12 protein-coding genes are annotated in these 12715 nt (G+C 59.7%); 4 read left to right on the top strand and 8 right to left on the bottom strand.

What is annotated here, in order from left to right:
- Positions 1-77: 77 nt before the first annotated feature.
- From ald to NZK35_RS32645, 4 genes are all read right to left on the bottom strand, one after another.
- Positions 78-1178 carry an alanine dehydrogenase gene (gene ald / locus NZK35_RS32660; RefSeq protein ID WP_259636723.1) on the bottom strand — a complete coding sequence of 367 codons (1101 nt, stop codon included), beginning with the start codon at positions 1176-1178 and terminating at the stop codon, positions 78-80.
- Positions 1179-1584: 406 nt separating this feature from the next.
- Positions 1585-2763 carry a hypothetical protein gene (locus tag NZK35_RS32655; protein ID WP_259636722.1) on the bottom strand — a complete coding sequence of 393 codons (1179 nt, stop codon included), beginning with the start codon at positions 2761-2763 and terminating at the stop codon, positions 1585-1587.
- Complete coding sequence (locus tag NZK35_RS32650; RefSeq protein ID WP_259636721.1) at positions 2669-3997, bottom strand: hypothetical protein; 1329 nt, start codon at positions 3995-3997, stop codon at positions 2669-2671. Before NZK35_RS32650 ends, NZK35_RS32655 begins: the two co-directional genes overlap by 95 nt.
- Positions 3998-4001: 4 nt before the next feature.
- Positions 4002-4643 (bottom strand): RNA polymerase sigma factor, encoded by a 642-nt coding sequence (locus tag NZK35_RS32645; RefSeq protein ID WP_259636720.1) that lies wholly within the window; start codon positions 4641-4643, stop codon positions 4002-4004.
- A 444-nt stretch (positions 4644-5087) separates the two neighbouring features.
- Between NZK35_RS32645 and NZK35_RS32640 the strand changes: the two genes are divergently transcribed.
- The gene (locus tag NZK35_RS32640; RefSeq protein WP_259636719.1) at positions 5088-5774 is read left to right on the top strand and encodes a rhamnogalacturonan acetylesterase; all 687 of its coding nucleotides are present in this window, start codon (positions 5088-5090) and stop codon (positions 5772-5774) included.
- A gap of 91 nt (positions 5775-5865) precedes the next feature.
- On the opposite strand, the gene NZK35_RS32635 is transcribed toward NZK35_RS32640, so the two are convergent.
- Positions 5866-6345 carry a hypothetical protein gene (locus NZK35_RS32635; protein WP_259636718.1) on the bottom strand — a complete coding sequence of 160 codons (480 nt, stop codon included), beginning with the start codon at positions 6343-6345 and terminating at the stop codon, positions 5866-5868.
- Between the two features lie 278 nt (positions 6346-6623).
- On the opposite strand from NZK35_RS32635, the gene NZK35_RS32630 reads away from it, so the two are divergent.
- On the top strand, positions 6624-6968 hold the full coding sequence (locus NZK35_RS32630; protein WP_259636717.1) for a hypothetical protein: 345 nt from the start codon (positions 6624-6626) through the stop codon (positions 6966-6968).
- On the opposite strand, the gene NZK35_RS32625 is transcribed toward NZK35_RS32630, so the two are convergent.
- Positions 6946-7893, bottom strand: a complete 948-nt coding sequence (locus tag NZK35_RS32625; protein ID WP_259636716.1) for an amidohydrolase family protein — start codon at positions 7891-7893, stop codon at positions 6946-6948. The two genes, NZK35_RS32630 and NZK35_RS32625, sit on opposite strands and share 23 nt — an antisense overlap.
- Positions 7894-8074: 181 nt before the next feature.
- Between NZK35_RS32625 and NZK35_RS32620 the strand changes: the two genes are divergently transcribed.
- Positions 8075-8494: a hypothetical protein gene (locus tag NZK35_RS32620; RefSeq protein ID WP_259636715.1), complete on the top strand. Its 420-nt coding sequence runs from the start codon at positions 8075-8077 to the stop codon at positions 8492-8494.
- Between the two features lie 276 nt (positions 8495-8770).
- Entirely contained in the window at positions 8771-9967 is a 1197-nt protein-coding gene (locus tag NZK35_RS32615; protein WP_259636714.1) for a phosphorylase family protein, read from the top strand.
- Between the two features lie 9 nt (positions 9968-9976).
- Here the strand turns inward: NZK35_RS32615 and NZK35_RS32610 are convergent, their stop codons facing one another.
- Positions 9977-11245 (bottom strand): tetratricopeptide repeat protein, encoded by a 1269-nt coding sequence (locus NZK35_RS32610; RefSeq protein WP_259636713.1) that lies wholly within the window; start codon positions 11243-11245, stop codon positions 9977-9979.
- Complete coding sequence (locus tag NZK35_RS32605) at positions 11242-12627, bottom strand: AAA family ATPase (protein WP_259636712.1); 1386 nt, start codon at positions 12625-12627, stop codon at positions 11242-11244. Before NZK35_RS32605 ends, NZK35_RS32610 begins: the two co-directional genes overlap by 4 nt.
- Between the last annotated feature and the right edge of the window lie 88 nt (positions 12628-12715).

Raw genomic sequence — 12715 nt, 5'->3', positions numbered from 1 at the left:
AGCCTGCACACCAACACGTACACCCGTGCCATTTGTACCTGGCCTCAATTCAGCGGTGCGTTGGTGATGTCGCAATCCTACCAGCCGCAATGCGTCATTCCGAATGCGTTGGCGACGGCCGCGTTGGTGACGGCGCCTTGGTGCACGTTGACGGCTTCTCGCAAGGGGCCGGCGGCGTCGATTGCCGCCTGGCCGCCGAGTTCTGCCAAGCGGATCACCCAGGGCATCGTCGCGTTGCACAGCGCGAACGTGCTGGTGCGGCCCACCGCGCCGGGCATGTTGGCGACACAGTAATGCACGACATCATCAACGATGTAGGTCGGGTTGCTGTGCGTCGTCGGGCGTGTCGTTTCGATACAGCCGCCTTGATCGACGGCGACATCGATCACGACGCTTCCCGGTTTCATCAACCGCAGGTCTTCCTTGCGAACCAGTTGCGGTGCTTTGGCGCCGGGAATCAGCACCGAACCGACGACCAAATCGGCACGCTGGATTTGATCCAAGATCGTGTGGCGATCACTGTACAGCGTGTTGACGTTGGCCGGCATGATGTCATCGAGATAACGCAACCGATCCAGGTCGACATCCAGAATCGCGACGTCGGCTTGAAAGCCTGCCGCGATCTTTGCCGCGTTGGAGCCGACGATCCCGCCGCCGAGTATCGTGATGTGTGCCGGCGGAACTCCGGGCACTCCGCCCAGCAAGATGCCGCGGCCCATCTGGGGGCGCTCCAGGTACTTGGCGCCCTGTTGGATGCTCATCCGCCCGGCCACCTCGCTCATCGGCGTCAACAGCGGCAATCGCCCTTTGCCGTCACGCAAGGTTTCGTACGCGAAACACGTCGCACCGGTGTCGATCATCGCATCGGTCAACTCGCGGCTGGCGGCGAGGTGAAAGTAGGTGAAGAGCAATTGGCCTGAGCGGATCAAGGCAAACTCTTCGGGTTGAGGTTCTTTGACTTTCACGATCAGGTCGGCCTGCTCGAACACGTCCGCACCTGACGCGGCCAATTTTGCCCCGGCCCGCAGGTAGTCGTGATCGGGGAGCCCGGACCCGAGTCCGGCGGAGGATTCAACGATCACCCGGTGACCGCGGGCCACCAATTCTTCGACGCCGACCGGCAGCAGGGCGACACGGTATTCATCCGATTTCACTTCCTTGGGAACGCCAATGATCATCAGTCGTCTCTGGTGAGGGGTTGTCCGTAACGCACGCCGCTACAAAAGGGGATCGCGGCAAGTAGTTTACACGACCATAACCTCGTTCCAAGGCTCCGCCTGGGGTACAAGACCGCGGTGGGGTAAGCATCTTGCTTGCCATGCTCGGCGGCTCCGCCGGCGACCCTGCGAGGCGAGCGCCTGGGAACAAGACCGCAGTGGGGTAAGCATCTTGCTTGCCATGCTCGGCGGCTTCGCCGGCGACCCTGCGAGGCGAGCGCCTGGGAACAAGACCGCAGTGGGGTAAGCATCTTGCTTGCCATGTTCGGCGGCTTCGCCGGCGATCCTGCGAGGCGAGAGCCTGGGAACAAGACCGGTACGCCACGCGGTGCGTGACGTAAGGCAAGCTGGAAGCTTACCCCACTCCTTATTCCACCACTTGCCAGCGGACGAGCACGGTCAGGTGCGACAGGGCTTCGCCAGAGGTGATGCTGGAGGTGGGGCTGGTGACTGCGACGCTACCGGCCAGGGTCCAGGTGTCGACATCGGTGGCGATGGAAGTGGCGAGTTCGGCGGTTTCCAGTTCCACACGGTCCATCGACTGTCCGGTGCCGAACGTCGCCGCGACGACTTCTTCGGGTCCGGAGGCGAGTTGGATTCCCAGGTGCAGCCGTCCCTTTTTACCGTCAGCGTCGATCTCTGGTTTGATTCTTCCGAACAGTCCCAGCAGCGGTGAATAGGTTTCGGGGCGGTACGCGGTCTGATTGCCGGTGTTGACATCGATGGTTCCGTTGGATCCCACCACGGGGGTCAAGGAAACCACATAACTTCGACGCAACCCGGAAGAAACTTTGGCGACCCGGTGATTATCGCAGCGCAGCGACAGCCGCGCCGCCGAAGCATCATTGGCAAGTTTTTCCAGCGACGCGGCGTCCGAGGCGAGGGCCGTCGCCGATTGCTCGGATCCGACTTCCACGATCCGCACGTCGACTTGAACCGTGGGGCTGGTGTTGTTGCCGACTCGCAACAAGTCCAACAGCTGCGTGACCCTGGTGTGGACGGCTTGCGTGTGCGTGACGATCATCATCGATGCGACGATCGACAGCTTGCCACCGGCGCCGTCAATGTTCAGCCACGCGGTGTCATCATCGGACAGATGGTCAAGCACGACTTGTTCCAACGCTTCGCGGGTCATGCGACTGGGTAGATAGGTTGGACCGGTGCCGGGCATTCCGCCCATGCCGCCGCCCATGCCGCCGCCCATGCCGCCGTCGAGCTGCGGCAGGATGTTGTCGGGGATTCGGAAGAAGCCGCCTCCGCCACCCATGCCGCCACCCGCGCCACCCATTCCGCCACCCATTCCGCCACCAAACCCGCTGATGGACGTCCGAATGGTCTTGCCGGCTTCTTCCGCGTCATCGTCCAGCATGTTGGGGGCGTCCAGCAGATCGGCGATGTTGTAGACCTTGGTAAGATGCGGTGCCGAGGGGGCATCCACGCCGACTTGGGCGTCAGCCGATGTCATGCCGAGTGTCAGGCAGGCGAGCACAGCGGTAGCCGTCCAAAGCGTCCGAGAAGCGTTGTTGCGAAGTGTCAGAGCGTTCATGAGGGGTTCCTTTGGAATCTGCGATCCATTGTTGAAGAGTGGGTTGAATGTTGGCGAAGTGGATGCGGGCCGAAACCAACGCCGGGGTCAAATCCTGGCGCACCGCGGCTTGTGCCAGAAACGCGCGGGCTTGCGGCGTGTTTCGCGACAGCAGCACCAGGTAGGCGGGCTGGCGAAATCGGCCGCGCAGGATCATGGACGCGAGCACTTGATCGAGTTGCTCGCCGGGGACCGACGCCAAAACGAAGGCCGCCGCAGTTCGTACCGGCGCGTTTCGGTCTCGCATCCGCATGATCAATGTTTGAAGGTGTGACGGATGGAGTTCTCGAGAAGCTGCCCCGACTGCGGACCTCCAACGTGCGTCGTGGGCCAGTTCCAGCAACACCTCGACGCTTCGCGAGTCCGGCGAGGCCGCAATGCTTCGGCACAATCGCGTTCGTTCGGGATCGTTTTGCGCGTGGTGAATCAACTCGACGGACTGTCCCACCGTGGCCTCGGCGGCCAAGCGTTCGAAGGCCATCGCCCGGAGCGACCGATCGGCCAGCCAATGAAACAGAACCGCCCGTTGCGAATCTGCGGCAGCGGCGCAAACCAGATCGAACGCCTTTCTTCTCTGCTGCGGGTCGACCAGCTGCGGCACGAGCGAAACCGCGATGCGCTGCGAGCGGGCATCTTGATGAGCCAGATAGTCGCGTGATCGACGCCACGAATCACTATCGACTTTCCCGGCTCGATCGACGAACGCGGCGAACTCGGCCAATGGCTTCGCACGATCGATGACGGGCTGGCTGGGGCGAGCGGTCGGACGGGTGAGCCTAGCAGGTGGCGGCACCGGTTCCGGTCGGGGTGGGCGCGAGTCAGCCAGTTTGCCTTTGGGGCTCGGCGAATGAGACGGTGAAACGACGCCGGCATTCAACTCGGGCTGATCGGCGGCGTCCGCCAAGTCCGCCGGATCGCGATCGGTCGACGAATCCGTCGCGGTGACGACGGCGGCGGAGGTGTCTTGTTGTCGGGGATCGTTTCGAACCCACATGGCCGACCCGCCCAGGATCGCGAACAGCCCCGTCGCAGCCAAGCAGAGCGTCACACGTTTTCGCCGCACGACACGTCGTCGGGACAACACGGTCCACTGTTGCTCACTTTGACGCAACAACGGATCGCCGGCGTCGGAGTGGTCGGTGGAGTTCGCCGGGTCGCTGGCGCGGAGCAGTTGATCAAGTTTATCTGGATTCATGGTGTCAATCCTGATCGTCGTGAACAAAAGGCTCGAGCAATTCACGCAGTCGTTTCCGCGCGGCATGCAAATTGGCGTGAACGGTTTGTGGCGTGATGTCCAGCAATTGCCCGACTTCACGCGCGGTCATGTTTTGCCAAACCATCAGACCAAACACCTCGCGTTGTCGATCCGGCAGCTCTCGCACGGCCGCCGCCACCACGCTGCGCACCTCGGCGTCGAGCACCTGTTGGGTCGGGCCGCGTTGCGGGGCGACCAGGTTCTCGCTGTGGGAATCGCATCGGCTGTGTCCATCACGCTGAACAGCTGGTTGCGATGGCAGGTTTTCTTGTCGGCGTCGATGGGATGCCATCCCATCGCGAACGGCGTGAATCACGATTTTGGTGAGCCACGTGTCGACATGCGATTGGCCTCGAAATTGGCGCCATGATTTGGATGCTTTCAGCAATGCGTTTTGAACCGCCTCGGCCGCGACGTCCTCGTTTCCGGACAGCCGTCGTGCGATCGCGATCAGTTTGGGCAAACCCGCCGAGACCGCTCGGGCAAATTCGAGTTCGGTCAATGATTTTTCCATCGACGCCCGCCGCGTGGATGTGCGTTGATAGACACGACGATCTTCGAACAGACTGTCAAACGCGGCATCCATCATGAAACTCGGTGGTTAGCGACATCCTCTTAGACCGATCCAGACGCAAAAACCTCAAAAAGAAAATCGGTGGACAACCGATTTTATCGGATCTGGACTGGCGATCCCATTTGAGACGCGATTCGTCCCCACAGATCCCTCGCGGTTTCATCTCCGTGAGGCAAGCGATGAAGCATTTCGCGGTGTTGTCCCCGCGGCGGAACAAAACACCGGGTTTGCTTGTTGGCGGCGATCATCACCGACTATTCTATGTCGCAGCAAACCGCAGTGGTGCGGCAGCCCCGATCCGGCCGATGACGGCACGCTGCTGCGGATTGCCAGAATCAGGCCCGCGTACCAGACCCGTCCAGTCCACGAAAGAGACTTCACGGTGACCCGTGCGATTGATCCTGTGGCGACACGACTGAATCAACGACTGAATCAACGACCAAGGTAATCCCTCTCGTGAGAAAAGAAGTACGACGACTATCGCTTGCGTTCACGTGGTTGTTCCTGGTCGCGCAGGCGGTCATCGCGCAAGCTCAACCTTTGGCAATCGGATTGATCGGTGACTCAACCGTCGCCACGACGTATGGATGGGGTCCCGCGTTTGAAAACCGTTGCACTGAGCGAACCCAAGTGCTTCATTTCGCCAAGAATGGAGCCACACTGGAGTCTTTGTCGAAGAAATTTGACGAGTTGCTGAAACAACAACCCGACTATGTCATCATCCAATTCGGCCATAATGACCAGAAACGGTACGGCCCGGACGTCTATCGAATCAAGCTAACTTCATACGTCGAAAGGGCAAAGCGGGCCGGCGTCAAGCCAATCGTTTTCAGTTCGGTCACGCGTCGGAATTTCGGCGACGACGGAAAGATCATGCCTCGGGAAGCAACCTTGAAAGCCGCCCTGCCGTCGTATGCCGCAACGGCTCAACGTGTTGCAAAGGAACAGGGGGTGCCGTTCATTGATCTGTATGGCATCAGTGTGAACCATCACAACACGATCGGCCCCCAGGCAAGTCAGCAGTACAACTTCAATCCAAGCGATACCACCCATTTCAGTCCCGCAGGAGCCGCCGCGACCGCAGAACTGATCATCAAGGCACTCAGAGTCGCGGTGCCCGAACTCGACGGCTGTTTTCATTGAGCCGGCTGTTCTTCCAGCGGGACGGCGACCACTCCGTACGTGTCGACCAACCGTTCTTGTCGCGAAGGCAACGAATTTTCCCGAGGTGACTTCAACCGCTCTGGGCCAATCGCCGCCAGATCAACGCGACCAGCCAAAACGAAAAAACCACGGTCGGGGAGTCCCAGTCGGGCACCAGAATCTCCATCTTGCCGCGGCGGGTCCAGGGATGATCGGGCCGCATCGTGGCGATCGATTCTTCGCCTCGCCGCAGCGTGTAGCAGCGAGTGAACGGCGTATCCGTGGCCAGCAACAGCGGACCGCCCGGCGCATCGATGTCAAAGGTTCGCCAGAAGGCCGATTGTTTCTGCGCCGAGGCGACTTCGTTTCCCTCATGCTCCAGGGTCCAATGTCCACTGAATACCCCGTTTTTGTTGACCGTGAAGGCGACCCCGTCGATGACGATTGATCCCTGCTCGCTGGACGATCGCAAGGCGGTTTGCCCGTTGAGGACGTCTCCCACCAGAGAATAGTTCCACGAGCAAATGCCTTGCGGCAGGCATTGAATCGTCATGCTCGTCTGACTTGGCATGGTGCTGGACATGAAAAACGCGCCGACAGCGACGGATGGCGGATGGGATTCAAAACCGAGACTTTGACGACCGGCTGTTCTCGCTGGGGCCGATTCCAATCGGAAAGGGGGCGCACCATTGCAATGCAGATTTGGATTCACTGTAGCGGGGGATTCAGTGTGCGAGCAACGGCACCGTACCAGGCCGCACCGTACCAGGCCGCACCGGCACGCTCAGATCGTTAGAATGGTTCGGACACCATTCTATCGAATCGATCGTTGCAAAACTGGTTGCCTCCATGGCGTCTGACGCATCACCCAAATCATCATCGTCAAGCAAACGGACCCTCCTTGTGCTGATGGTCTGTCTCGGACTCGCCGTCTTGCTGTGCGGTGGTCCGCTGACGTGGTGGGCCGCACGACGCTCGGCCGCCAGCGCCGACGTCGCCGAACGCCGCGAGGAAATCCGCGCGCGGGGGCTGCCGATTGACGACGCCTCAATGGAAGCCTTTCGTGTCCAAACCATGGGGCAGGGAAAATCGGAACGTTGGATGAACGTCTTGGAGGAAATCGAGTCGACGGCGTTTCAAAATTCATGTCGTGGTGTCCCCGTGGTTGGCGTCACCGTAGGTGTTGTGGGTTGATCCCATAGACTCGGATCGCGTTGTCGCGCATGCCCTTCTTCAGCGCCGAGTCTCCTTGGGATGCTAAGAATTCCTGTACGATCCGAACCACGTCGTCGACGCTGCCGAAGTGCGTGCTGACGCCCCAATTGGTCGCAAAGATCACGCGGTCTTCGCCGAACGCCGCAAAGCAGGGTTCCAGCACCGGAAGATACGTTTGCAGATCCGTGGGGGCCTGTTCGACAAATGGCTTGGTGCCGGCGAAGTTGACGATGCTGGAGATTTTCATGAAGACGTTTTCAAACGTCGCGCAACGGGCGACCGCGTGTTTCCATTGGTCGCTCACGTTGCCATCGACCATGTTCGCGCGAAAGCAGTGATTGATCACGATCTTTAGTTGCGGAAACGCAGTGGCCAATTCGGCAACGTCGTCTGCGTGGCTCGGCTCGATTAACAGATCAACGACCATTCCATCCGTTTGGAGCGTCGTGAGATTCTTGCGGGCGATCTCGTTTTTGAGGTAGCCGGAAAGTTCATCGAACCGAAATCGATAACCGTTCAGGTAACCGGTCTTCTTGTACCGCCGGTGATGCGATTGGAAATCTTCCGATGACAGATCAGCGCGAGCGACATAGCCGCACACGAGATCGGATTTGGCTTGCTCAAGCAGCCAGTCGTTGAATTGATGCTGGTCCTGATCGACGGCCTCGACAACCAGCGTGGATTGAATGCCCAGTCGATCGGCGAGTTCGCGATAGTCCTCGGGAACGACGACGTGGCCGAGCGTGTTCTGAGGCTCGCGTTTGACCGTTTGGTTCTCAAGCGCGATCTGCTCAGGACCCTTGAAATGGGTGTGCGGGTCGATGATCCAGGGCGGTTCGGCGATCGCAACGGTCGAAGCCAAGGTCAGCAAGAGTGCCGCGGTGGTGCGTCGCGGGGTTTTCATGGGAGGGACCAGTTATCGAATAGATGTGAGACGAATCGGGTCGTGATAGACGGCATCATCACGGGAATTCGATGACGAGTTGCCGGCTGGTCTGTCGGAGGCAATTGTACGGAACCTCAGCTGCCCCATGGTGTTCAATACGTGGAAGACCGCCTACCCAAACGAGCATCAAATGAATATCGTGAGCCGATCTTTAGCTTGTTCAACACTGCTTCTGGCGTTGATCGCCGGATCGGGCATGGATTGCAACAATGCTTGGGCGGAGGACCCGTCGCCGCCTTCGTCGGTGGCCGCGAAGTTGCAGACACACGGGATCCCCGACGGATTTCCCGAGGACGTCTTGGCCCAATTTGCATCTGTCATCCCTGCCGAGAAGATGATGTATTTTCCCGAACGACGCCAATTGGTGGTCTATGGGAAACCAGAATTGCAATTGGAGGTGATGAAACGGATCGTTGCCGTTCCCCTCCAACAGCGTCCACCGAGCGTTGCCGCAACCGAACTTCCTGGTCAAATCAGAGCTCTGTCGCTGCCGCGCCGGCCCGTGAAGATCGTCCACCTGAAAGAGCTGGATCTCGTGCTGATTCGTTTCGGCCGTTGAACACTCGCACCACCGGAGGGCTCGCGTCCTGCCGCCAAAAAAGTGCTTCACGGCGTTGCCTGCCGGCGGAACGCATCCGATCGACCCGCCCGGTGGCGTGCACAGCATGCCCTACGGCGGCATGCACAGCATACCCAACGGCGGCATGCACAGCATGCCCTACGGTGGCATGCACAGCATGCCCTACGGTGGCATGCACAGCATGCCCTGCGGTGGCATGCACAGCATGCCCTACTCGGCTAGCCGGCGGATCGGGGATCGTTCACAATTGCGTTCATGCATGAAACCTTTCGAATCGATCCGGATGTGTCCGAACAGGGTCTCGGTGAGCAGATCGCCGCCGCTTGCGAGCAGATGGAGGAAACGTATGCCGACGGTTTCTATTCCAAGTTGACCGTCTATCGGCATTGGTCCAAGCACAATCCCGAACTGTCCGGCAAGATCGCCAGGCCGCGCGCCTATCGCTGGTACTTGCGTCGCGAGCTACTGAAGTTGGCCCGCCGCGGTGCGGAGATTACGATCACGCGTTCGCGACCGCGGGTCGATCTGAATTCTCCACAGTTGTTGGAGATGATCGACGAGACCGATTTCGATCTGACGCGTAAGAAGGTCTTTTTGTTCGGCCCCGAACGCAGCGAGCTGTCGATCAAGCGGCTGGAGCATTACACCGGGACCAACGCGGAAGACTTTCAACGTTACGTGTTGTTGACCAACTACAATATGCACATCGCGGCGTTCATTCGTCAGTTTCCTGATTGCGAGCGGTCCAAGCGTGACGAAGTGCAGATGCCGACACTGCATCATCGGGAACCGGACAATCTCGGCATCAGTATCGTCAACATCGGCGTCGGGCCGTCCAACGCCAAAAACCTGACGGATCATTTGGCGGTGCTGCGGCCGGACGCGGTGTTGATGGTGGGGCACTGTGCGGGTGTACGGAACCACCAAGAGATCGGCGACTTTGTGTTGGCATCGGGGTACATGCGGGGCGATCACTTATTGGACGAAGCCTTGCCGCCGTCGGTGCCGATCACGCCCAGTTTTTTGCTCAACCGCGCGCTTGCCAACGCGCTCGACGAAGCGGAATTGCCTTACCGGATCGGTGCGGTCTACACGACGGCGGATCGGAATTGGGAGCTTTCGCTGCGCAAAGCGGTGGAGCATTTGCGGGTCAGCCGCAGCATCGCCGTCGACATGGAATCGGCCACGGTCGCCGCCAATGGTTTTCGATATCGAATCCCAAACGCCACGCTGCTGTGTGTCTCGGACAAACCCTTGCACGGGCAACCCAAATTGCCCGGCGCGGCGAGGGCCTTTTATGACGAAACGAAGAAGCAGCACTTGGCCGTCGCGACTAATGCCATCGCCAGGATCAAGCAGGAGTATCCCGATGGATTGCCCAACAGCGATATCCGGGCGCCCGAAGAGTCGTTGTTGGAAGGTCCCGACGGAAGTTCCAAGGAATCCTGGTAAGGAAGCCAATCACCTGCGATTCTGGGCGACGGCCAGGTAGCCCGCCGCGACCTGCAGACCGATGATGCTCCAGTTGAAATTTCGGAACGCTCGGGCCAGCGGGAGGCCGCTGTCTTGGGCGACCGATTGAACGACTCCGTAGACCGGTAGGAGTCCGACCAGCAACCCCAGTCCGCCGATCAACAGGCCGCGTTTGGCGGTCGGCATCGCAAAGGCGGCGGTGACGGGAACGCACATCAACGTCCAGTAGAACGCGACCACGGCGGCGGCAAACCAGCCGCCGATCGCGATCGAGTAGATCGCACCGCCACCGGCACAGATCAAACAGGATGCCACCAGATTGGATCGCCAGATCATTCGGGACGTCAGCAGGTGTCGCCCGAAATGGTGGAACCGCAGCAACGTGTTGAAGATCGCGTCGGACGTCCACGTCAGGACGGCAAAGACCATGTACGCCATCAGAATCAGCGGGATGAAGGGCCGAATCCATGGCACGCTGTCGCCGGCACCACTGAGCACCTGGATCAACAGCCAGGCTCCAAAGATGATTGCGAATTGATGTTTCCGAGAAAGTCGGCTGAGTGCGATGTGGAACTTTCGGACCGAGCGAAACAGCAAGCTGCGGCTGCTGATCGCGTCGATCATGCCTTCGCGGGCCAGTTCGTTGGTCGGGTCCAGTCTCAGCGATTCGCGGAACGCATTTTGGGCTTCCTGGTACTTGCCGGAATTCAGCAGCGCCCAGCCGTGTGACGAGTGTGCGTAAGAATCCTCGGGGCTGTTCTTCAGATTCTTGGCGGCCGATTGAAGCGCTTCCCCGGTGCGGCCGAGACGTTCCAACGCGATCGTGCGGATGTTGTTGCAGCCGGCGGATTCCGGGTCGATGGCGAGCCCTTGTTCGGACAGACGCAGCGCCGCCGGCCAGTCGCGGGTCGCCAATTTGATTTGCGCCGCTTGTGCGAAATAATCGGCGTCGTAAGGGTCCAGACGAATGGCTTGCGAGATCGCCTCGTAGGCTTCGTCAAAATGATTTCGTTTCCACAGCACTCGGCTGCGGACGAAATGCACGAACGGGGCGTCCGGTTCCGCTGCGACGGCCAACTCGGCTTCGCGGGTTGCTTCTTCGTAGCGTGATTCATCGGTGGCGGCGCAGATCGCCAACAGCGCATGGGCGAATCCGTCATCGGGATTTTCGGCCAGCATCTGACGGATCTCGCGCTCGGCCAGCTCGAATCGCCCTTGGCCGATCAACAGCTGGGCGCGGTCGTAGCGTTGTGTCATCGCTTGATCTTCAGGTAATCCAGAATCGGGTCATAGGCACCGCCGTCGTTGGAATAGAGCGCGTGGTTTCGGGCGGTGGAAAACCATTCGCCGGTGCTCGGCCGACAGCGTTTGACGGCCGACATCAGATCACCCGTCGTGATCGGTTTGGGTAATCCCGTTTTTACCGCTTCCTTCAATTTGGTTTCGACCGCGGTGTCGACGACCGAATTCAAATCCGCACCCGAAAAGTCCACGGTTTTCGCGGCGAGTTTTTCCAGGTTGATCTTCTCGGTCGGCTTTCCGGCAAGTGCCAGTTTGAATATTTCGATGCGAGCTTCCGCGTCCGGCGGCGGGACAAACACGATTCGGTCGAAACGGCCGGGGCGACGAAACGCGCTGTCCAAATGCCACGGCGCGTTGGTGGCGGCGAGAAACAAGACGCCGTCATTGTCCGTCTCTACACCGTCTAATTCGGATAAGAACTGGTTGATCAGATGTCGACCGCTGCTGCGACGCATGTCCGATCGGCTTGCACCGAGCGCGTCGACTTCGTCAAAGAACACCACACAGGGTCGGTTGCGACGGGCTTGTTGAAACAGGTTGTGAAGATTCTTTTCGCTGTTGCCGACCCACATGTCCAAGACGTCGCTGATTCCGACGCTCAAGAACCCCGCATCGATTTCTCCAGCCGTCGCCCGCGCGAGCATCGTCTTGCCGCATCCGGGCGGTCCATACATCAAAATGCCCCCGCCGACTTTTTTTCCGTAGGCGGCAAACATCTCGGCATGTTGCAGCGGATAGATGATTTTGACTCGAATATCCTCTTTCACATCGGTCATGCCGCCCACGTCGTCGAACTTGATCGACGGGGTCTCCAGGTCCGCGAACGAATCGTCGTCGTCCATGTCCTGTTGGTCGAACCCTGATTCGGGAGCGTCTTCCATCCAGCTGGCCGGCGTGCGCTCGGCGAAGTCGTCGGACTCGGAGTCGAAGTTCAGGCCGAGCAGGCTTTCGAACGCCGAATCGGATAGATCGGGGTCGGCGTCGATCGCGTCTTTGTATTGGTTGATCGCCGATCGAGTTTCGCCCTGGCCATGGAGCACGCGGGCGTGCATCAGCAACGCCTCGGCCGGCGGATTCTTTTCAGCGACCAACGTTTCAAGGATTGCCAGGGCGTGCGAAAGCCGATTGGCGCGTCGGTAGCTGTCGGCGAGCCCGAGTTGCAGTTGGGTGTTGCCGGGATGATGATGGAGCGCATCCCGATAGACCTGGGCGGCTTCCTCAGCCCGCGACATTTGCAGCAGCGTTTTGGCGAGGTGGTCCGCCAACGCGATGTTCTCCGGTGCCAAACGAACGGCTTGGAGCAAGGCATCCAATGCGACTTGGTTGGGGTCATTCATGACGGTTTTCTTGGTGGGTCGATGAACGTGGGCTTGTGCTTAGTTACCCAGGCCGGCGATCGAGTGCACACGGGTGCATTCCCATTTA

The organism is Stieleria sedimenti, from assembly GCF_025060895.1.
GTDB lineage: Bacteria > Planctomycetota > Planctomycetia > Pirellulales > Pirellulaceae > Stieleria > Stieleria sedimenti.
The sequence above is the reverse complement of the archived record's forward strand: the minus strand, read 5'-3'. Positions and strand labels throughout refer to the sequence as shown.